This window comes from Paraburkholderia sp. RL18-085-BIA-A (assembly GCF_046027075.1).
GTDB lineage: Bacteria > Pseudomonadota > Gammaproteobacteria > Burkholderiales > Burkholderiaceae > Paraburkholderia.
On record NZ_JARESU010000004.1, the window covers coordinates 172,804 to 193,934 of the forward strand.

19 protein-coding genes and 2 pseudogenes are annotated in these 21,131 nt (G+C 64.7%); 9 read left to right on the forward strand and 12 right to left on the reverse strand.

Annotated features, from left to right (window positions below):
* Positions 1–114 precede the first annotated feature (114 nt).
* Positions 115–264, forward strand: coding sequence for a hypothetical protein (locus P0D89_RS04585; protein WP_408362941.1), 150 nt, complete (start codon positions 115–117; stop codon positions 262–264).
* 149 nt (positions 265–413) lie between these two features.
* Here the strand turns inward: P0D89_RS04585 and P0D89_RS04590 are convergent, their stop codons facing one another.
* Positions 414–1,358, reverse strand: a complete 945-nt coding sequence (locus tag P0D89_RS04590) for a LysR substrate-binding domain-containing protein (RefSeq protein ID WP_408362943.1) — start codon at positions 1,356–1,358, stop codon at positions 414–416.
* A 150-nt stretch (positions 1,359–1,508) separates the two neighbouring features.
* Here P0D89_RS04590 and gtdA point away from each other — a divergent pair, with 150 nt between their 5' ends.
* The 5 genes from gtdA to P0D89_RS04615 all read left to right on the forward strand — a co-directional run bounded on the left by gtdA (position 1,509) and on the right by P0D89_RS04615 (position 6,765).
* Positions 1,509–2,567: a gentisate 1,2-dioxygenase gene (gtdA, locus tag P0D89_RS04595; protein WP_408362945.1), complete on the forward strand. Its 1,059-nt coding sequence runs from the start codon at positions 1,509–1,511 to the stop codon at positions 2,565–2,567.
* Between the two features lie 165 nt (positions 2,568–2,732).
* Positions 2,733–3,431 carry a fumarylacetoacetate hydrolase family protein gene (locus P0D89_RS04600; protein WP_408362947.1) on the forward strand — a complete coding sequence of 233 codons (699 nt, stop codon included), beginning with the start codon at positions 2,733–2,735 and terminating at the stop codon, positions 3,429–3,431.
* 22 nt (positions 3,432–3,453) lie between these two features.
* The gene (gene maiA / locus P0D89_RS04605) at positions 3,454–4,104 is read left to right on the forward strand and encodes a maleylacetoacetate isomerase (RefSeq protein ID WP_408363019.1); all 651 of its coding nucleotides are present in this window, start codon (positions 3,454–3,456) and stop codon (positions 4,102–4,104) included.
* A 22-nt stretch (positions 4,105–4,126) separates the two neighbouring features.
* Positions 4,127–5,347, forward strand: coding sequence for a 3-hydroxybenzoate 6-monooxygenase (locus P0D89_RS04610; RefSeq protein WP_408362950.1), 1,221 nt, complete (start codon positions 4,127–4,129; stop codon positions 5,345–5,347).
* A 50-nt stretch (positions 5,348–5,397) separates the two neighbouring features.
* The gene (locus P0D89_RS04615) at positions 5,398–6,765 is read left to right on the forward strand and encodes an MFS transporter (protein WP_408362952.1); all 1,368 of its coding nucleotides are present in this window, start codon (positions 5,398–5,400) and stop codon (positions 6,763–6,765) included.
* A 146-nt stretch (positions 6,766–6,911) separates the two neighbouring features.
* Here P0D89_RS04615 and P0D89_RS04620 read toward each other — a convergent pair.
* Positions 6,912–7,770: pseudogene (locus tag P0D89_RS04620) on the reverse strand (cellulose synthase subunit BcsC-related outer membrane protein); the annotation flags it as partial.
* 4 nt (positions 7,771–7,774) lie between these two features.
* A pseudogene (gene bcsD / locus P0D89_RS04625) lies at positions 7,775–7,900 on the reverse strand (cellulose biosynthesis protein BcsD); the annotation flags it as partial.
* A 562-nt stretch (positions 7,901–8,462) separates the two neighbouring features.
* On the opposite strand from bcsD, the gene P0D89_RS04630 reads away from it, so the two are divergent.
* Positions 8,463–9,647 carry a GGDEF domain-containing protein gene (locus P0D89_RS04630; protein WP_408376203.1) on the forward strand — a complete coding sequence of 395 codons (1,185 nt, stop codon included), beginning with the start codon at positions 8,463–8,465 and terminating at the stop codon, positions 9,645–9,647.
* 111 nt (positions 9,648–9,758) lie between these two features.
* Positions 9,759–12,107: an EAL domain-containing protein gene (locus P0D89_RS04635; RefSeq protein ID WP_408362956.1), complete on the forward strand. Its 2,349-nt coding sequence runs from the start codon at positions 9,759–9,761 to the stop codon at positions 12,105–12,107.
* A 48-nt stretch (positions 12,108–12,155) separates the two neighbouring features.
* On the opposite strand, the gene hpaI is transcribed toward P0D89_RS04635, so the two are convergent.
* From hpaI to P0D89_RS04670, 7 genes are all read right to left on the reverse strand, one after another.
* Complete coding sequence (gene hpaI, locus P0D89_RS04640; RefSeq protein WP_408362958.1) at positions 12,156–12,959, reverse strand: 4-hydroxy-2-oxoheptanedioate aldolase; 804 nt, start codon at positions 12,957–12,959, stop codon at positions 12,156–12,158.
* Positions 12,960–12,969: 10 nt separating this feature from the next.
* Positions 12,970–13,773, reverse strand: coding sequence for a 2-oxo-hept-4-ene-1,7-dioate hydratase (gene hpaH, locus P0D89_RS04645; protein WP_408362960.1), 804 nt, complete (start codon positions 13,771–13,773; stop codon positions 12,970–12,972).
* A gap of 71 nt (positions 13,774–13,844) precedes the next feature.
* The gene (locus P0D89_RS04650; RefSeq protein WP_408362962.1) at positions 13,845–14,243 is read right to left on the reverse strand and encodes a 5-carboxymethyl-2-hydroxymuconate Delta-isomerase; all 399 of its coding nucleotides are present in this window, start codon (positions 14,241–14,243) and stop codon (positions 13,845–13,847) included.
* Between the two features lie 17 nt (positions 14,244–14,260).
* On the reverse strand, positions 14,261–15,124 hold the full coding sequence (gene hpaD / locus P0D89_RS04655) for a 3,4-dihydroxyphenylacetate 2,3-dioxygenase (protein ID WP_408362964.1): 864 nt from the start codon (positions 15,122–15,124) through the stop codon (positions 14,261–14,263).
* Positions 15,125–15,511: 387 nt separating this feature from the next.
* On the reverse strand, positions 15,512–16,969 hold the full coding sequence (gene hpaE, locus P0D89_RS04660; protein ID WP_408362966.1) for a 5-carboxymethyl-2-hydroxymuconate semialdehyde dehydrogenase: 1,458 nt from the start codon (positions 16,967–16,969) through the stop codon (positions 15,512–15,514).
* A gap of 163 nt (positions 16,970–17,132) precedes the next feature.
* Positions 17,133–17,891, reverse strand: coding sequence for a fumarylacetoacetate hydrolase family protein (locus tag P0D89_RS04665; RefSeq protein WP_408376204.1), 759 nt, complete (start codon positions 17,889–17,891; stop codon positions 17,133–17,135).
* Positions 17,888–18,661, reverse strand: coding sequence for a fumarylacetoacetate hydrolase family protein (locus tag P0D89_RS04670; RefSeq protein WP_408362970.1), 774 nt, complete (start codon positions 18,659–18,661; stop codon positions 17,888–17,890). Before P0D89_RS04670 ends, P0D89_RS04665 begins: the two co-directional genes overlap by 4 nt.
* 184 nt (positions 18,662–18,845) lie before the next feature.
* Here P0D89_RS04670 and hpaR point away from each other — a divergent pair, with 184 nt between their 5' ends.
* Positions 18,846–19,253, forward strand: a complete 408-nt coding sequence (gene hpaR / locus P0D89_RS04675) for a homoprotocatechuate degradation operon regulator HpaR (RefSeq protein WP_408362972.1) — start codon at positions 18,846–18,848, stop codon at positions 19,251–19,253.
* Positions 19,254–19,286: 33 nt separating this feature from the next.
* Here hpaR and P0D89_RS04680 read toward each other — a convergent pair whose 3' ends face one another.
* Positions 19,287–20,423 carry a DSD1 family PLP-dependent enzyme gene (locus tag P0D89_RS04680; protein ID WP_408362974.1) on the reverse strand — a complete coding sequence of 379 codons (1,137 nt, stop codon included), beginning with the start codon at positions 20,421–20,423 and terminating at the stop codon, positions 19,287–19,289.
* Between the two features lie 30 nt (positions 20,424–20,453).
* Complete coding sequence (locus P0D89_RS04685; RefSeq protein ID WP_408362976.1) at positions 20,454–21,107, reverse strand: HAD family hydrolase; 654 nt, start codon at positions 21,105–21,107, stop codon at positions 20,454–20,456.
* Positions 21,108–21,131 lie beyond the last annotated feature (24 nt).

Sequence of the window (21,131 nt, forward strand, 5' to 3'; positions counted from 1 at the left end):
GGGCATTCGGCTGGAATGGCAGGCTTTGGCCGCGAGCAAGCCGCAACGGACTCGATGCCGTCCGGTAGTCGCTACCGGCGTAAGATGGCCGGATCACGTGGTGGAGGCCCCGTCATGTTCCACGATCCTATTCAGATCCCCGCGTTTATCGAATTGACGCTGCTGGCGATCGTGCTGATTTTCGTCAGCATTGCGCGCGCGCGACAGCAGAGACAGCGGCAACGCAACGCCGGCGGCGCTGGCACGCCGGGCTCGGGGAGCTAGGGCTTGCGTTGCCGCTTTAGGCGAAGGAGCGGCAGCTCAGCGGGTTCGTCGTGTGCAGATCAGGGCGAGCCGCTTGGCGTTGAAGCCGTTGCTTCCGTGCGGCACGTGCGCTGGCCGAAGGCCACGGCTTTTTAACCGCCCCCGAACCCTCACACGCCGGGCGCTGGTTCCGTTTCGCCGATATCGAGTTGCGCGCATGCCCGCAGGCTCTCCACCGCGAGCGCAACGGCGGCGCGGTTGAGGCTGTCGGGACGCCAGTACATCGACACCGAGCCGAAGCCCGAGAGTTGCATCGGCAGAATCCGCAGCGTGTTCAATTGCACGAAGCGGCGTGCGGCCCGGTGCGACGCCACGCCGACCAGATCGGTGTGGTTGAGCAGCGTGATGTTCAGGATCGATGAGTTCGATTCGATACAACGGCCCGGCAGCGTCTGTCCCGCGGCGGCGAGCGCCGTCTCCAGCGCGTTCCTCACCGGCGTGCCGTTCGGCCACACGATCCATTGATAGGCCAGCAGGTCGTCCCAGCCGAGCGAGTCCTTGCCGCTCAACGGGTGCTGCGGCCGCGACACGAAGTGGATCGGCTCCTCGTAAAGCTTTTCGCACTCGATCTGCGGGTCCGGATTCTCCGGCGACGAGCGGCCGAGCACGATGTCCAGCTCCCCTCTGGCCAACTGCGGGAGCAACTGATTCATCGTGCTTTCGACCAGCCGGACCTGCGCGCGCGGCAATTGGTCGAGCAGACGCGCCACCGCGAGCGGAACCGTATCCGCGCTCGACACGCCGGACGTGCCGATCGACACCAGTCCGCTGCCGCCATCGCGCAGCGCCTGCATATCGTCGCGGGCGCTGTCGAGATGCGCTTCGATGCGCCGCGCGTGCTCGAGCAGCGATTCTCCGTGGCGAGTGGGCCGCAGTCCGCGCGCGTGCCGCTCGAACAGCGCGAGGCCGATATCCGCTTCCAGTTCCTTGAGCCACTTCGACAGCGCGGGCTGCGTCGTATTCAGCGCGGCCGCCGACTGGCTGAGATTGCCCGTTTCCGCGAGGCTCAACAGCACCTGCAAATGCCTCAGGCGCAGCCGGTAGGTCCAGTCCATTGGGGTGCCTCACTGAGCTATATCCAAAACTATATGGATAAGAGGAATTTGTCATTTTACAGGATATGGCTAGGAGGCATATAAATCACGCACAACACGCATCGCACCGAATCGGTGTTGCGCCAAATGCCGTCAGACTCAGGAGACACCATGTCAGCCCACGATCAGCGCGAGCAACGCGCGGCCTACTACGAACAGATCGCCCGCCAGCGGATGACGCCGCTTTGGGAATCCCTTCACAGCCTCGTGCCGCGCGAGCCGCAGCCGCGCGCGCAGCCCGCGATCTGGAAATACGCGCAGGTGCGCGACCTGGTGATGCAGGCCGGCTCGGTCATCAGCGCCGAGGAAGCGGTGCGCCGGGTGCTGGTGCTCGAAAATCCCGGCTTGCCCGGCAAGTCGAGCATGACGCCGAGCCTCTATGCCGGGCTTCAACTGATCCTGCCGGGCGAGATCGCGCCGAGCCACCGCCATACGCAGTCCGCGCTGCGTTTCATCGTCGAGGGAAAGGGCGCGTGGACCGCGGTCGACGGCGAACGCACGATCATGCATCCGGGCGACTTCATCATCACGCCGTCGTGGACGTGGCACGACCACGGCAACCCTTCGGTCGAAGAGGGCGGTGAGCCGGTGGTCTGGCTCGATGGCCTGGATATACCGCTCGTCGCGAGTCTCGACGCCGGCTTCGCGGAAAACTATCCGGAGGCGATACAGCCCGTCACGCGGCCCGAAGGTGACAGCTTCGCGCGCTTCGGCCACAACATGGCGCCGGTGCGCCACGTCGCTTCGAACCCGACTTCGCCGATCTTCAGTTATCCGTATGAACGCAGCCGCGAAGCGCTCGACACGCTGTATCGCAACGGCGAGCCCGACGCGTGGGACGGCGTGAAGCTGCGTTACGTGAACCCGACGACCGGCGGCTGGCCGATGCCGACCATGGCGACCTTCATGCAGCTGCTGCCGGCCGGCTTTCAGGGCCGCAAGTATCGCAGCACGGACGCCACCGTCTACTGCGTCGTGGAAGGACAGGGCACGGCGCGCATCGGCGACAACGAATTTTTCTTCGAGCCGCATGACGTATTCGTCGCGCCTTCGTGGGTGCCGGTGCAACTGTCCGCTGCCAGCGAAAGCGTGCTGTTCAGCTATTCGGACCGGCCGGTGCTGGCCGCGCTGAACCTGCTGCGCGAAGAGCGCAGCCAGGCAACACAATGAGGCGACGCAATGAGGCAACGCAATGAGGCGACGCAATGAGGCGACGCAACTAAGCGACGCAACTGAGCGACGCGCAAGAAACACACGGAGCGCGTCGCACCGGCTTTGACTGTTCATTCCCCTTGATCTCCCCACACCCCTTTACGCACGAGTGAGTCGCACACCATGGCATTTATTTTCCCCCCCGAGGCGCCCGTCGGTATTCCCGTCGTCGGCACGAACGATCTGTTCGCGGCGCGCCGCGTGTATTGCGTAGGCCGCAACTACGCCGCGCATGCGCGCGAAATGGGCTTCGATCCGGATCGCGAGCCGCCGTTCTTCTTCTGCAAGCCGGCCGACGCGCTCGTGCCCGTCGCCTACGGCGAAACACTCGAACTCGCGTACCCGTCGCAGACGCAGAACTATCACTACGAAGCGGAGCTGGTTGCGGTGATCGGCAAGGCGGGCTCCGACATTCCGCTGGAACAGGCGCTCGGCCACGTGTGGGGCTACGCAGTCGGCCTCGACATGACGCGCCGCGATCTGCAGATGAAGATGCGCGAGATGGGGCGTCCGTGGGAAATCGGCAAGGCGTTCGACCGTTCGGCGCCGATCGGCCCGATCCATCCGGCCAGCGCGGCGGGGCATTTCGAAAAGGCGGGCTTGTGGCTGACCGTCAATGGCGACACGAAGCAGAAGAGCGACGTGTCCCATCTGATCTGGTCGGTGGCCGAGACGGTTGCAGATCTGTCGAAGTTCTTCCGTCTCGAACCGGGCGACGTGATCTACACCGGCACGCCGGAAGGGGTCGGCGCGGTCAAGGCCGGCGATGTGATGAGCGTCGGTGTCGAACGGCTCGGCGAATTGACCGTGCGTGTGGTCTGAACTTCATCTGACAGGTTTTATCGTGCAGCTTCATAGCTTCTTCAATAGTTCAACGTCGTACCGTGTGCGGATCGCGCTTGCCCTCAAGGGGCTGCCATACGATTACCTGCCGGTCGACATCCGCACGGGTGCGCATTGCGAGCCGCAGTACGTGGCGAACGTGAATCCGTCCGCGACGGTACCGGCACTCGTCGACGGCGAGTTTCACCTCGGCCAGTCGCTGGCGATCATCGACTATCTGGATGCGCGCTACCCGGAACCGCGTCTGATTCCGCTCGACACGCACGAGCGCGCCCGCGTCCTGGAGCTTTCATACCTGATCGCTTGCGATATCCACCCGGTGAACAACCTGCGTGTGCTGCGCTATGTGCAGGACGTGCTCGGCGCATCGGCCGAACAGAAAGACGCGTGGTACCGGCATTGGGTCGCAGAAGGAATGGCGGGCGTCGAGCGTCTGCTGACGCGCGGCGCTCAGAACGCTGAAGGCCCGTGGTGCTTCGGCGCACGGCCGACGCTCGCGGACTGCTGCCTCGTGCCGCAGATCGCCAATGCGCAAAGGATGGGTTGCGATCTGAGCGCCTATCCGCGCAGCCTCGCCGTTTATCGGCACGCGCTCGAACACCCGGCGTTCGAACTCGCGCAACCGCAGCGCCAGCCGGACTACAGAGTCTGACGCAGTACAGGAGACAAGAGTCATGAGTGAGACACATCAAGAGACCCGTAAGGAGATTCGCCGCGTGATCATCGTCGGCGGCGGCATCGGCGGGCTGGCGGCGGCGCTCGCGCTGGCGCGGCAAGGCATCGGCGTGCAGTTGCTGGAGCAGGCTCCGGAGATCGGCGAGATCGGCGCGGGCATCCAGCTCGGCGCGAATGCGTTCAACGCGCTCGACGCGCTGGGCGTCGGCGACGCGGCGCGCAGCCGCGCGGTGTTCACCGACAGCCTGAATCTGATGGACGCAATCGACGCCAGGGAGATCGCCCATATCGACGTCGGCGCGCCGTACCGTCAGCGCTTCGGCAATCCGTATGCGGTGATTCATCGCGCCGACATCCATCTGTCGATCCTGGAGGCGGTGCGGGATCATCCGCTGATCCAGTTCCGCACCAACACGCAGGTGCGCTCGCTTGACCAGGACGACAGCGGCGTCACGGTCACCGATCAGCACGGCGCGCGGTATCGCGCGGATGCCGCGATCGGATGCGACGGCGTGAAGTCCGCGGTCCGTCAGACGCTGATCGGCGATGAGCCTCATGTGACCGGGCATGTCGTGTATCGCGCGGTGGTCGACGTGAACAACATGCCGACCGATCTGCGGATCAACGCGCCGGTGGTATGGGCAGGACCGCATTGCCACCTGGTGCACTACCCGCTGCGCGGCGGTCAGCAGTACAACCTCGTCGTCACGTTCCACAGCCGCGAACAGGAGCAGTGGGGCGTGCGCGAGGGCAGCAAGGAGGAAGTGCTGTCGTACTTCGAAGGCATTCATCCGCTGCCGCATCAGATGCTCGACCGCCCGACTTCCTGGAAGCGCTGGGCCACCGCCGATCGCGATCCGGTCGAACGCTGGAGCTTTGGCCGCGCGACGGTGCTCGGCGACGCGGCGCATCCGATGACGCAATACCTGGCCCAGGGTGCCTGTCAGGCACTCGAGGATGCGGTCACGCTAGGCGCGGCGGTAGCGGCGACCGGCGACGACTTCGAAGCCGCGTTCGCGCTGTACGAGAAAGCGCGGATTCCGCGCACCGCGCGCGTGCTGTACTCGGCGCGCGAGATGGGACGGATCTATCACGCGAAGGGTGTCGAGCGCCAGGTGCGCAACTCGCTGTGGGTGGGACGCACGCAGGAGCAGTTCTACGACGCGTTGCAATGGCTGCACGGCTGGCGCGCCGAGGACTGCCTGAAGGGCGTGGCCTGAGGAGTCGACGATGGCCGGATAACAAACATTCATAGCTGGAGGAGACACCCATGAAAACCCAGATGCCCGTCAATGTCACGGAGCTGATCGACCGCAACCGCGTTTCGCCTTTTCAACTGGCGATCGTCGTGTTGTGCTTTCTGATCGTCGCGATCGACGGTTTCGATACCGCGGCGATCGGCTTCATCGCACCGGCGATCCGCGCGCAGTGGCAGCTCGCCCCCGCGCAGCTCGCGCCTATTTTCGGCGCGGGCCTGGCAGGTCTGATGGCCGGTGCGCTGCTGTTCGGGCCGTTCGGCGACCGGCTCGGCCGCAAGCGGCTGTTGCTGTGGTGCGTGCTGGGCTTCGGGCTCGCGAGCGTGGTGTCGGCGTGGGCCGGCTCGCCGACAGAACTCATTGCGTTGCGCTTTTTGACCGGCCTCGGACTGGGCGGCGCGATGCCCAACGCGATCACGCTGACCTCGGAATACTGCCCCGCGTCGCGCCGCTCGTTCCTCGTGACTACGATGTTTTGCGGCTTCACCGTGGGCTCGGCGCTGGGAGGCTTTGTCGCGGCCGCGCTGATGGAGCGCTACGGCTGGCGCGCGGTTCTGCTGACAGGCGGCGTCGCTCCGCTGTTGCTGCTGCCGATCCTCGCGTGGCGGCTGCCCGAGTCGGTGCGCTATCTCGTGGCGCTCGGCAAGGAGCCGCAGCAGGTGGCGCGGGTGCTCGCGCGCATCGCGCCGGACGAAGACCTGTCGCTCGCCACGTTCACGGCATCGCACGGCAAAACAAGCGGCTCGCCGGTCGGGCAGCTGTTCCGGCGCGATCTGCTGCGCGGCACCTTGCTGATGTGGCTGACGTTCTTCATGAGTCTGCTGGTGATCTATCTGCTGTCGAGCTGGCTGCCGACTTTGCTGCGCGAGAACGGAGTGTCGCTGCAAACGGCGGCGCTGGTCACCGCGATGTTCCAGGTCGGCGGAACGCTCGGTGCGATCGTGCTGGGCTGGCTGATGGATCGCATCAATCCGCACTACGTGCTGGCGGTCAGCTATGCGGGGGCGGGAGTGTTCGTCGCGGCGATCGGCAGCCTCGCGGCCACGCCCTGGCTGGCGGCGGTAGCGGTGTTTTGCGCGGGGTTCTGCATCTCGGGCTCGCAGGTCGGCGCGAGTGCGCTGTCGGCAGCGTTCTATCCGACCGATTGCCGCGCGACCGGCGTGAGCTGGGCCAACGGCGTGGGCCGCATGGGCTCGGTGGCGGGCTCACTGGCGGGCGGCACGATGCTGGCGATGGGGCTGACGATGCCGGTGCTGTTTCTGCTCGCGGGTGCGCCGGCGATTGTCGCGGGGGTGTCGATGATGGCGCTGGGGCTGGCAAGGTCGAAGGCGTTGCCGTTCGGCGACGTGCCGGTGCTGACCGAACCTCGTTCGGTCACGTAGCGCGCCGCGAGTTGCGGGCATATCGCCAAAGGACCGCGCGCCGGCACGGAGCGCTCAGGTACTGCCGCGCGGCACCGTTCGTGCATCATCGACCTGATTGGCGGTGGCTCCAGCAGCACGCCACCGCCCAGGCACAACACCGTCCGCTAGTTCGACAACGACAGATAAGGCGAGCTCAGCGGCGTCGGCGGGAACGGCTGCAAGCCCGTCTGCTTGCTGAAGCTGTATCGCACGTACACCGCCGCGAGGCACTCGCGATATTCATAGGCATTCCCGAGCGAAGCGGTCGCGCCGAACGCCAGTTGCGGCGCCAGTTGATATTCGCCGACCGCGCTGAGCGAATACGACACGCCCGTCTTGCTCTGGCCGGGATAAACCGCGCCGCTATCCACGCCGCTGCCGATCCGCGCCGCATTGTCCGCCGCCGCTCCCTGCCGGCCCGAGTCGTCGTTCAGCGGGAAGTAGTTCTACGCATCCTGACGATAATGCTGCACGCCGATCGAGCCCTTCAGGTCATAGGTGAACAGACCGTTGCGGCCGGTCCATTCCACCGGCAAATTCAGGATCACGTACTGTTGCGGGCTGAAGTAGCCGCCCTCGCCATACGTGAAGTACGACAGGTTCTTGTTGTAGTGCATCAGCGTCGTGTTCACGCCGACCCTGAGCGTCTGGTCGGCGTCTTCCAGCAGGCGCGTGTAGACCCCGCCGCCGCCCTTCACGGCATTATTGCTCGCGACGTTATTGCCGCCGTAGTACTGATACGACGCGTTCGCGTACAGGCCGCTCGTGCCGTCGTCCCACGCGAGGCTGCCCGAGGCCGCCGGTCGACGTGACGCCGCCCCATTCGAGGCCGGAGCCCGAGTCGTGCGCGCCCGCGTACGAGAGCAGGCTGTCGGTGACCGCGCGCCGCGCGACCGCGAGCGAATACGACACCTTGTCGGTGATGCCGCCGTAGTACTGCGCGCCGCCTACGATGTTGGTCTCGCGAAAGCCGAGCGGCGTCACGAGGGTGGTCTTGCCGACGCAGTTCGTCGCGACCGATCTGCGCTTCGAACTCGGCCGCGAGCGCGCTCAGCATGCCGCGCCACTGCGGCGAGATTTGGCGCTCCAGCAGGTAATCGAGAATTGGAACCATGTCTTTCGGGAATTGGCCGTTGCTTCGATCCGCATGACACGGGGCACGACGGCCGGTTGAGCATGAAGTGTTTCGGAAAAAACCGCGCGTTGCACGCGTCCCAGGTTACTTTTACCGGTCTGTCCAGGCTGTCCGATACACTTCGCAAGAAGTCTACTTAAGACATTAACTTTTAGCCACTTCCATTCTTCAGCTTAGGTACGCGCTTCGCAGCAATGGATGCAATCCAAATACGTAAATTTTGCTGATGCCGCCATATCATTCGTTTGCCTGCAATGGATGCCGCAAAAGAATGATTCGCTGTAGGTGTGTTAAGGGACGATTTCCGCGAGCGATTTAGCTCCGTCGTTTCGTGGTAAATGCAACGTTTTGGAATTTGCGCGGATGCGTCGCGCATTCATTGACACGAATATCTTGCAGAATCTTTCCGGGCCGCCGCGCGGCAATGTTTGCAAGCCAGATATGCTTACGAATTTCCAACGCGTCGCTGTCCACATGATGTCGCGGACGGGTTCACGTATTAATCACGCGTATTAATCGCGCACACGTGCATGCGCACACCGTGCGTTCGTCACGCCGTTCGATTCGTTCAATTGCGATGCTCAATCCACTCAGTATTTTGCTGGTCACCGTTTTATCCAGTGCGATGGCGATGGCCGTGCTCGGCTCGTTATGGCGCGCCGCGATCCCCGGGATCGGCTACTGGATTTCGGCCAACGCGGTCGCGATCGTCGCGCTGCTCGCGTTCGCGCTGCAGGGGCATGCGTCGCCCTGGCTGACCTTCGTCGCGGCCAACGGGTTGCTGGCGTTCGCGCTGCTCCTCGTGCTCGAAGGCTGCCAGTGTTTTCTCGGGCGCCGCACGCGGCCCTGGGCGGCGTATGCGGGACTCGCGGCGGTGTTGCCCGGCATTTCGTACTGGACCTTCGTCGCGCCCGACTTCAACGCGCGCGTCGCGCTGGTGTCGGTGTATCACGCGGCTCTCTATGCGGCGCTCGCCGCGACGATGCTGCGCGGCCGCCCGTCGAACCGGCCGCGCTACAGCTATTACTTCCTCGCGGCGGCGGCCTTGCTGTTCTGCGTCGGGCATGCTTCACGCGGGGTCATCTACGGCTTCGGCATCATCGTGCAGTCCGGCCTGATGCAGGTGTCGCCGTCCAACATCATCTTTCTCGCGATTGGCATCCTCGCGCCGCCAAGCCTTTCGATCGGCGTGGTGATGCTCGCACACGACCGCCTCGCCGAGCGGCTGGAGCGGCTCGCGAACGTCGACGACCTGACGGGCGCGCTCGCGCGCCGCGCGTTTCTCTCGATCGGCGACGCGTTGTTGAAGGCGTCGCTGCGCGACGACTCGCCGTTCGCGCTGGCGATCATCGACATCGATTCGTTCAAGGCCGTCAACGACACCCATGGCCATGCCGCCGGAGACCAGGTGCTGGTCCACTTCGCGGCGTTCATCGCCGACAGCCTGCGGGTCGGCGACGTGTTCGGCCGGCTCGGCGGCGAGGAGTTCGGCGTGCTGTGCCCCGCGACCACGACTGCCGAAGCGGTCGCGCTGCTGGATCGCGTGCGAGGCCGGCTCGCGGCACTCGCGCCAGCCGATTTGCCACGCGGCTTGAGATACACGTTCAGTGTCGGCGTGGACGAACGGCGCCGCGACGAATCGCTCGCCCAACTGATGGCCCGTGCCGACGGCGCGCTGTACGCGGCCAAGGCCTCGGGCCGCGACCGCGTGATGGCGGCCGCGTAAGGTCCGTAAAAGAAATTTTTACCTCTATTTAACGGCAGGCATAAACATTCGTCAGATGTTTGCCGATAACCATTGGTGGAGTGACTGGAACCAGCCTGATATCTAACCCATATGTGTGCCACCTCAACGCAGCAACTGCCCGATCCCGGTTTGCGCGATCGCTTTCACCGGCGTTCGCTGGAGCATCAGCGCCCGCTGGTCACGGTGACGCTGGCCTTCACGGTGGTTGCGTTCCTGTTCATGGTCGGGGCGCGCAACCTGGTCGACGGCCCGGCGCCGCCGCTCGCGTACCGGCTGACGTGCGCGCTGGTGCTGATGCTGCTGGTGCTGGCGATCCCGAGTGCGAAGTCGCCCTGGCTGTTCTGCGCAATCGGCGTGGCGTACATGCAGGTGCTGCTGGCCGGCCTCGCACTGAACGTCGCGGGGCTCGCCCAGCCGCTGCTGTGGGTGCTGCCCGCGTTAGTGGCGATTCCGATCTGTGCCGCGCCTCTGTGGCTCACGCCGGCGCATTTCTTCATCGGCAGCACGCTGTTCTATGCGGCCGCGTTCGCGCTGCTGCTCGGCGAGCCGCATCCGCATGACGTCGACGTGGTGATGTGGATGTGGATCGTGGCGATCGGCGTGCCGACCTCGATCGCCTTTCACTTCGGCTTTTACCGCTTCCGGCGCAACCATTTCCTGCTCGAAAGCCAACTGGCGAAACTCGCGGCGACCGATCCACTGACCGGCTTGCAAAACCGCCGGGCGTTCGTCAAGCAGGCCGAGCGCCGCCTCGATGCGATCACGTCCGACATGCAGGTCAGCGCGATCTTCCTCGACCTCGACAACTTCAAGTCCTTGAACGACCGGTTCGGCCATGCGACCGGCGATCACGCGCTGCATCAGGTCGCGCAGGTGCTGATGGACGAAACCACCGCCAACGACAGCGTGAGCCGGATCGGCGGCGAGGAGTTCGCGGTGCTGCTGCATGACGGACTCGACCGCTCGCTGCAACTGGCCGAGCGGCTGCGCGTCGCGATTGCCGCGATCGAGCGGCCGGACGGCAACCTGACCGCGAGCTTCGGCGTGGCCGAACACCGGCATGGCGAAAGCATCATGGTGTTGCTCGACCGCGCCGACGAAGCGTTGCTGCGCGCCAAACACTCGGGCCGCAACCGCGTGTGCGCCGAACGCGCGCTGCCGCTCGAAACGCTGCGGCGGTTCGCGAGCGAGGCAAACGGAGAGGGCGGCGAGGAAAGCGAACGCGGCACGGCGCGGCGGCATCGATGGGGGGACTTCTACCTGATCTCGCACTTCCAGCCGCTCTACAGCCTGTCACATCAGAAGCAGGTGGGGTTCGAGGCGTTGCTGCGCGGCGAGCAGGACGACGGCACGCTGGTGCCGCCCGCGGTGATGTTCGCGCCGAAGCCGTCGAACGACGAAGGCGCGCTCGACCGCGCGAGTCACGCCGTCCACCTGGGCAACGCATGCCGGCTGCTGCCCGGCGACGCGTGGCTGTTCCTCAACATCCTGCCGGCCACCTTCATCGCCGACGGTTACCCCGAGCGGCTCGCGACTATCGTGCGGACGGCGGGCTTCGAAACCGAACGGGTGATTCTCGAGATTCTCGAATCGCACGGCGGCAGTGTCGACGACATGTCGCGCGCGGCGGCCTTGTACCGCGAGTATGGCTTCCTGATCGCCGTCGACGATTTCGGCGCCGGGCAGTCGAATCTCGACCGGCTGTTGCGGATTCGGCCGGACCTCGTCAAGCTCGACGGCGAACTGATTCGCGCAACTACGCACGGCACCGGGCAGCCGATTCTGCCGAAGCTCGTGTCGTTGCTGCACCAGGCCGGAATGCTGGTGGTGGTCGAAGGCGTGGAGACCACCGACGAACTGATTCTGGCGGTGGAGTCGAACGTGGATTTTGCGCAGGGCTATCTGCTCGGGCGGCCGGCCGCGCAGATCGCGCCGCCGGAGTCGGTACACCGGCAGATCGATGAAGCGTTCGATGTGATCGCCCAGGGGCGCGCGCATCAGCATGCGCTGTTCGAATCCGAAATGGAGCCTTATCGCGCCGCGTTGCGGGTCGCCGCCGCCGCGCTGTTGGCCGGCACGATCATGGACGACGCGTTCGCGCCGCTCGCAACCTTCGAGCGTTGCATCAGTTGCTTCATTCTCGACGATTCGGGCCGGCAGATCGGTCATGAAGTGCCGGGGCCGGCGTGGAGCAAGGAGGGCGCATCGCTGCAGCCGGTGGCGAATCCGCGCGATGCGCGATGGGACCACCGGCCGTATTTCCGGAATGCGGTGCTGCTGCCGGGCGTGACGGTCACCAGTAATCCTTATCTTTCGCTGGCGAGCGGACGGCCTTGCATTGCCGTGACCCTGGCCCTGCAGCTCGCGGCCGGGCGAACGGTGATCGGCGTGGAGCTGGACTGGTCGGAACTGGGGTTGCCGTGGCCCGCGGGGGAGTAGTGCGCTTCTTGCCGCATAGGCCGGTTCGTCAGCGACTCGGGAGCCTGATTAATAACCGCCTCTGGTCGGCGTCGTTCCCGCCGCCGTGTTTCGGTACGACGCAGCCAGGTCCGCCGCCGCACGGCTGAGCAGCCCCGTATCCGTGCCGACCGCCACGAAGCTCGCGCCCGCCGCGAGATATTCCGCGGCAAACGCCGGATCGGGCGCGAGCACGCCGGCGGCCTTGCCCGCGCCGCGCACGGTCTCGATGCCGTGGCGAATCGCCTCGCGCACGCGCGTGTCGCCCGGCTTGCCGAGCAGGCCCATCGACGCGCTCAGATCCGATGGCCCGAAGAACACGCCGTCCACGCCTTCCACGTGGGCAATCGCCGCCAGATTCTCCATGCTCTGCACGGTCTCCGCCTGGACCAGCACGCACAACTCGTCGGCCGCCGTGTTCAGATAGTCGGGCACGCGGTTCCAACGCGACGCGCGCGCCAGCGCACTGCCCACGCCGCGTATGCCGTGCGGCGGATAGCGGGTTGCGGCGACCGCCTCGGCGGCCTGTGCGGCTGTGTCGATCATCGGCAGCAGCAGCGTTTGCGCGCCGATGTCGAGCAACTGCTTGATCAGAGCGCTGTCGCTGCGCACCGGGCGCACCACCGGATGCGACGCATAGGCAGCGACGGCCTGCAATTGCGACAGGGTACTGCGCACGTCGTTCGGCGCATGCTCGTTGTCGATCAGCAGCCAGTCGAAACCGGCGGTAGCCAGCAACTCGGTCACATAGGCGTCGGCGAGCGCGGCCCACAGGCCGAATTGCGGCCGGCCCTCAGCCAGCGCGCGCTTGAATGGGTTGTGCGGTAGGGACATGTCGATCCAGTCAGATGAAATTCAAACCGATGCCGCCGAGCGGACCATAGTCGACGTGAAACGTGTCGCCCGCGCGCGCGGGTATGGGGCTCGTGAACGAGCCGCTCAGGATCACGTCGTGCGCGTTCAATGATTCGTCGTACGGAGCGATTTTGTTGGCGAGCCAGGCAACGCCCGTTGCCGGGTGATTCAACACCGCGGCCGCGAGGCCGCTTTCTTCGACCGTGCCGTTCTTGTAGAGCAGCGCGCCGACCCAGCGCAGATCGACATCGAGCGGGCGCACCGGCCGGCCGCCCAGCACGATGCCCGCGTTCGCCGCGAAGTCCGAGATCGTGTCGTAGACCTTGCGCGGCGCCCTGGTGTCGCGGTCGAACTGTTCGATGCGCGCGTCGATGATTTCCACCGCGGGGGTCACGTAAGCGGTGGCGTCCAGCACGTCGAACAGCGTGACGCCGGGGCCTTTCAACGGCTTGCTGAGCACGAATGCCAGTTCCACTTCGACGCGTGGCGCGATGAAGCGGTCGGCGCGGATGTCCTGGCCGTTCTCGATGAACATGCTGTCGAGCAGCGGCGCGTAATCGGGTTCGTCGATCTGCGACGAGCGTTGCATCGCGCGCGAGGTCAGCCCGATCTTGCGGCCCTTGATGACGTGGCCTTCGGCGAGCTTGAGCCTGACCCACTCGCGTTGAATCGCGTAGCCGTCCTGAACGGTCATCTGCGGATACTGGGCGGAGAAGTGGCGCAGTTGAGTGCGGGTTTTCTCGGCGTGGTCGAGTTGCGCCGCGAGGTCGCGGACGGTCTGTTCGTCTAGCATGATGGATTCTCTGTGAGCCGCCGCCGGGATTGAAGGTCAGGCCTTAGCCGTGCGGCGTCAGCGTGGCGATTTCAAGCTTTCAGCCGTGCGTGCAGATTGTTGTGCTTCCACGTACCGGCTTCGCTGAACTCGTTGATTTCCAGCGACAACGCCAGCCCCTGCTGTTCGAACTCGGCCGCGAAGTGCTGTTTGATCAGTGCGAACAGCGCATCGCCGGTGGCCTTTTTCACGGCATCGGAGCGGCCTGCGGCGATCTTCAGGTTCGCGTGCAGGAACGCGGCGTCGGGACGGCCGTCGGCGATGCGGTATTGCTCGCAGCGCACTGCGCGCACGCGGATGCCGCCGAGCGGATAGACCTTCTGTTCGTTCTCGCGTTGCGCGTCGAGGCATTGCGCGAGCGTGTCGCACAGTTGGCCGATGCTCTGTGCGTCGGCGAGATTGGCGCTGTATTCGAGTGTCAGGTGGGGCACGTGGGTCTCCTCAAAACTCAGGCGGGCAGTGGCGTAACCGGGAAGATCGCATTGATCTGGCCGGTGCCTGAACTGCCGAAGTACGGCGTGACGACTTCCACCTTGCCGTCGTAACGATCCCAGCCGAGCGCGCCGAGCAGCATCGCGGTGTCGTGCATGCCGCCTTCGCCCCAGCATTTCTCGTTGTAGAGCGGCAGCATTTCGCAGAAGGTCTTCCAGTCGCCGGCTTCCCACAACTCGACCACGCTGCGGTCCATTCGTTCGAGAAACGGACTCCACACCCTGTGCATGAATTGCTCGGCCGTGCCATTGTTGGCGAAGTGATGGCTGAGCGAGCCGCTCGCCAGAATCGCGACGGTGCCTTCGTAGTGCTCCTCGATCGCCTTGCGTACCGCGAGACCGAAGCGCGCACTCGTTTCGAGGTCGTGCCACATGCACCAGCCCGCCACCGATACTGCCTTGAAATGCCGATCGCCGTTCATATAGCGCATCGGCACCAGCGTGCCGTATTCGAGTTCCAGCGTGGTCTCGCTGTGCGCGCGGCTTTTCACGCCCATTTCGTTGGCGACTTCCGCGATCAGATTGCCGAGCCCGACATTGCCCGGATACGCGTAGGGCATGTTCTTGATGAAATGCGGCAGTTCGTTGCTCGTGTAGACGCCTTCGAATTTCGGCGCGCAATTGATGTGATATTCGCTATTCACGAGCCAGTGCACGTCGAACACGACGATCGTGTCCACACCCAGTTCGCGGCAACGCCGGCCGATTTCATGATGGCCGTCGATCGCGGGCTGACGGCAGCCTTTATGTGGGCCGTCGAGTTCGGACAGATATAGCGAAGGGACGTGAGTCACTTTTGCTGCCAACGCGAGTTTGCCCATCGCAGTCTCCTGTGTCGACCGGAGTTAGCGCTTTAGCGCTTACTTCGGTCCCATGCAAAGCGGTCGATCGGAGTTAGCGTGTCGACCAGAGTTGGCGCTTCAGCGCTTACTCTGGTCCCATAGCGCTTACTTCGGTCCCATGCAAAGCGGTCGATCGGAGTTGGCGTGTCGACCAGAGTTGGCGCTTCAGCGCTTACTCTGGTCCCATAGCGCTTACTCCGGTCCCATGCAAAGCGGTCGACCGGAGTTAGCGTGTCGACCAGAGTTGGCGCTTCAGCGCTTACTCTGGTCCCAAACAGCCCACTCCGCTCCCCTGCAAGACAGTTGCTGTTCTATGTGACGCGAGCCACGCCGCACTCGCGCGTCGAATCCAAACGCTTGCGCGGCTCAAACGCCCCAGCGCGGAATGTGATGCGAGCCGAGCGATACGCAGACATTCTTCGGTTCGAGGAACACTTCGTAGCTCCACGTGCCGCCTTCGCGGCCCACGCCCGATGCCTTGGTGCCGCCGAACGGCTGGCGCAGATCGCGCACGTTCTGGCTGTTGACGAAGCACATGCCTGCTTCGACGGCGGCGGCGACGCGATGTGCGCGGCCCGTGTTCTCGGTCCAGATGTAGCTCGACAGGCCGTACGAGATGTCGTTGGCGAGCTTGATCGCATCGGCTTCGTCGTCGAACGGAATCAGGCACGCAACCGGGCCGAAGATTTCTTCCTGCGCGATGCGCATGCGGTTGTCGACATCGACGAACACTGTCGGCATCACGAAGTTGCCTTTGCGCATCGCGTCGGGGAGGCTGGGCATGTCGAGGCCGCCGCACGCGAGCGTCGCGCCTTCTTTCGGACCCAGCTCGATATAGCTGCGCACTTTCGCCAGATGTGCCTGGCTGATCATCGGGCCGACAATGGTGCTGTCTGCGAGCGGATCGCCCACGCTCAAACGCTTCGCGCGTTCAACGAAGCGCTCGGCGAAACGCGCGTAAATCGAGCGCTGTACCAGAATGCGCGAACCCGCCGTGCAGCGTTCGCCGTTGTTCGAGAAGATCATGAACACGGCGGCGTCGAGTGCGCGTTCGAAATCGGCGTCGTCGAAAATCACGAACGGCGACTTGCCGCCGAGTTCCATCGAAAACTTCTTCAGGCCGGCCGTTTGCACGATGCGGTTACCGGTCGCGGTCGATCCTGTGAACGACACCGCGTGCACGTCGGGATGCGCGACCAGCGGTTCGCCGGTTTCCTTGCCGAAGCCGTGCACCACGTTCAGCACACCGGCCGGAATGCCGGCTTCGAGCGCGAGCTGGCCGAGCATCGACGCGGTGAGCGGCGACAGTTCGCTCATCTTCAGCACGGCCGTGTTGCCGAAGGCGAGGCAGGGCGCGACCTTCCACGTGGCCGTCATGAACGGCACGTTCCACGGCGAGATCAGCGCGCATACGCCGACCGGATGAAATAGCGTGTAGTTCAGATGCGTGTCGGTGGGATACGTATGGCCGTCGACGCGCGTGCACATCTCCGCGAAGTAGCTGAAGTTGTCGGCGGCGCGTGGCACGAGCTGCTTGCGCGTTTGCGAAATGGCCTGGCCGGTATCCTTCGTTTCGCTCTCCGAGATCTCCGGCACGTGTTTGGTGATCAGTTCGCCGAGCTTGCGGATCAGCTTCGCGCGTTCCGCGGCGGGCCTGGCGGCCCAGGCGGGAAACGCGTCTTTGGCGGCGCGCACGGCGGCGTCCACCTCCAGCGTGCCACCGCGTGCGACTTCGGCCAGTACTTCTTGCGTAGCCGGATTGACCGTTTCGAAATAGTCTTTTGCGGCGCACTTCTCGCCGTCGATCAGATGGTCGATTCGCATTGCGTTGTCCTTTCTTGTGCTGTCGATCGGAGTTAGCGTGTCGACCAGAGTTGGCGCTTCAGCGCTTATGTCGATCGGAGTTAGTGCTTCAGCACTTACTCCGGTCCCATGCTTCGCACTCTGGTCCCATAGCGCTTACGCCGGTCCCATGTAAAACAGCCGGTCACGCGCGGCCGAAATCCGCGTCGGATCCAATCGTGGTGACCAGACGGCCCAGGCCGTCGATTTCGCAGACCACTTCATCGCCCGCGTTCACGTTGACAATGCCTTCCGGCGTGCCGGTCAGGATCACGTCGCCGGGCGCGAGCGTCATGAAGCCGCTCAGATACTCGATCAGCGCGGGGATGTCGGTGACGAGATCGCGCGTGTTGCCGTGCTGTTGCAGCGTGCCGTTCACGAACGTGCGCAATTCCAGTTGCGTGACGTCCGCGATGTCGGCGGCGTCGACGAACCAGGGGCCGAGCACGGTGCCGCCGTCGCGATTCTTCACGCGCAGGTTGGGGCGGTAGTAGTTTTCGAGGTAATCGCGGATCGCGTAGTCGTTGGCGATCATGTAGCCGGCCACATGCTGCATCGCGTTCTCGCGCGTCACGTTCTGCGCGCTCTGGCCGATCACGACCGCCAGTTCGCACTCGTAGTGCATAAACGTGACATCGGCGGGGCGCCGCGTCACGCCGCGATGACCGAGCACGGTGCCCGGTCCCTTGAGAAAGACGACCGGTTCTTCCTGCTTGTCGAACTGCAATTCCTTCGCATGCTCGGCGTAGTTCAGGCCGAGCGCGAAGATGGTGCCGGCTTCGAGCGGCGCGAGCCACACCACTTCATCTTCGCGACGCACGCGGCCGTCCGCGAGGCGCACGCCATTGGCGTCGGGATAGGCTTCGTGAATCGCGCCTGCATACGCCACACGGCCGCGCATCATCGTTGTTCTCCATCGTGTTCTGTTGCGCCGACAAACGACACCGTGAGCGGTGGCAGTTCCCCGATCGTGATCGTGGCCGTCTCGCCGATATGGGCGACCGGCGAGCCGTGACGCACGCCGAGCGTAATCACGTCGCCGGCATTGAGTGTCATGAAATCGGTCACGTCCGCGAGCAACTGCGCGACGTTGCGCACCGACGACACGGTGCTCGCCGTGAAGCGCTTCGTGCCGTTGACCACGACCTCGATACCGAGATCATCCGGCGTTGCAACTTGACGCGCCCCTACCACCGCTGGCCCGACCACGCAAAAGCCGTCGCGTGCGCGCAGACGCACCGAAGGCCGATATACGTTCGTATGCGGCACGCTCAGATCGGCGACCGGCGTATAGCCTGCGATGTAGTCGGCCGCGCGATCCACGTCAATGCGTGTTGCGGTGCGGCCTATCACGATACCCAGCGAAGCGCCGACTTCCACGCCCGTCGCGTCGTCCGGCACGACGACCCGCGCTCGATGCCCAGCGAGCGTGTTGCGAGGCTTCAGATAAAGAATCGGCGCTTTCGGCGGCGCCTTATACGGCGCGGCGTGCATCGCGTCGCCTAACGCATCCAGCGCGGCGCGGTCGTTCAGCAAGGTCCCGTACACCGCGCCACGGACCGGCGCGCGGAACGCAATGCCGCGCGCGAGCAGCACAGCCGCGGTGCGCGCGTCCACGTCGCGAGGCAGCGCGTCGCCTTCGGGATGCAGCAGGTGATCGGCAAGGGCAAACATAAGGGGATCGGTCTCCTGGAAAAAACTCGACGGAAACACTAACATGTTAGTAGTATTGCGCTTGATATCATTCACGGTCAATAGGCTGCCGGTTGATCGCGGGTTTTCCCTTAAGCACCGACAGCTGTTTTTATTCTTTGCCCACATGTCCGCTGCCACGCGAGTTTTGCACCGCAACCTGCCGATGCTGTTGTTGCGCGCACGAGAGAAAATGATGGAGCGTTTTCGTCCGTTGATCACCGCTCATGGACTGACCGAGCAGCAATGGCGCGTGATTCGCGCGCTCGACGAACATGGCCCGATGGAGCCGCGCCACATCTCCGATATCTGCACGATTTCGAGCCCGAGCATGGCCGGCGTGCTCGCGCGGATGGAGAGCATGGACCTGGTGATCAAGGAGCGTTTCGCGGAAGATCAGCGCCGCGTGCTGGTGTCGCTGACGGACACGAGCGCGGAACTGGTGCGCGTGATTTCGAAGGACCTCGAAGCGCACTATCGGGCGCTGGAGCGCAAGGTGGGGCCGGAGATCGTCGAGCGTGTGTATCGCGCGGTCGACGATCTGCTGGCCGGGCTCGCAGAGGAGGACGAGTGAACTGGATGCCTGGGGGCTCAGGGCCGTACCTGGCTACCAGCCCTGAAAGCGTCTCCATTCCACGCTGCCGCCGTCCGGCGCCACCGCGTGATACTCGGGAAATTGCGCACCGGTCGCGCATGCATGATTCGGCAGAATGCGCAGCTTCATGCCTATCGGGAAGCGCTGCGTAATATCGTCGGCGTGCGCATCCGCTTGCATCGGCGCCAGAATGCCGTGCTCCTGGTTCGCGCCACTCACCAGGTAATCGGGCAGCAGCGTGCCGTTCAGCAGACACGGCTGGCCATAGCCGAAATCGTGCGACTGCTTCGACGTGCCGCGATCCCGGCTCATCGCCATCCAGCCCGCGTCGAGAATCGCCCAGCCCTTGTCCGCCTGATGGCCGATCACGGTGGCGAGCACGCTGAGCGCGATGTCGTCGAGCGCGCACACGCCGACGTTGTGCATCACCAGATCGAACAGCACGTAGACGCCGGCCCGCACTTCGGTGACGCCTTCGAGGTGTGTGGCGGCGAGCGCGGTCGGCGTGGAGCCGACGCTGACCGCCGGGCACGCAATGCCGGCGTCGCGCAGACGTTGCGCCGCGCGCACGCAGCCCGCGCGTTCCTGCTCCGCGAGCGCGGCGAGCGCTTGCGGTGTATCGAGCTCGTAGCTCGATCCCGCATGGGTCATCACGCCACCCACCTTGACGCCGTTCTCATGGAGAATCCGGCCGACTGCGAGCAGCGTGTCTTCTTCCGGCGTGATGCCCGAGCGGTGTCCGTCTGTGTCGACCTCGATCCACACCTCGAAGGTTTCGCCGTGCTGATCGCCGAATGCGGCAATGGCCGACGCGGCGGTCGGGTTGTCCACCACCAGCTTCAGATCGCAGCCCTGGCGGCGCAGCGCCAGCGCTCTCGGCAACTTCGAAGGGGCCATGCTGACCGCGTAGAGAATGTCGTCGATGCCGGCGGCAAAGAACGCTTCCGCTTCCTTCAGCGTCGACACCGTGATGCCGCGCGCGCCGGCGGCGATCTGCGCGCGCACTACGTCGATGCATTTGGTGGTCTTCACGTGCGGCCGGAACGCGACGCCGAGCGTGTTCATATGCCCCTGCATGCGCGCGATGTTCTTCTGCATGCGCGCGATATCGATCAACGCGGCCGGGGTTTCGATCTGTTCGAGTTTCATGCTTTCACCGGGAATTGAGAGGGTTGCGGCTTACAGGCCGAAGCGGCCGAGCCACGGAACCAGCAGGTCGAGCGTCGGCGCCTCGATCTCGGGCGGCTCGGCGCCCGCGACGAGCGGCAGGCCGACGTGGTTATGCCAGTATGTCCGCAAACCGACGGCGGCGGTGCCGAACATGTCGTAGCTGGAACCGGCCACGAATGCGGCTTCGTGCGCCTGCACGCCTAGTTGCGCGAGCGCGAGCCGGTACGGTTGCGGGTCCGGTTTGTAGACGCCGGCCTGTTCGGCGGTCACAATCGCATCCCAGCGGATCGGGATCAGGTTGGCCGCCCGCGTGCCCAGGCGTGTGGAGCAATTGGTGACGATCGCGAGCTTGCAGTGCGGTTCGAGCGCTCGCAATGCGTCGATTGCGCCGGGCCAGGGCTTCAGTGTCAGCCAGTGCGCCTCGAGTGCGAGCGCGGCGGATTCCGGCAAGCCGACTTGCGCGGCGGCTTTGCGCACCAGTTGCTCATACGCGATGTAGCGGCCGCAGCCATAGGTCAGGCGCAGATAAGCGGCTCGCCATGCGCGGCCAGTCTGCTCGGAACCGGCTGCGTGGTTCCACGAGGTCCACGAATCGAGCAGGGCGGTGAGCAGGTCGAAGAGGACCGCTTTCGGAAACGCGGCAGGCACTGATTGCGCAATCATGATTTCACCGGCGCGGAACGATGA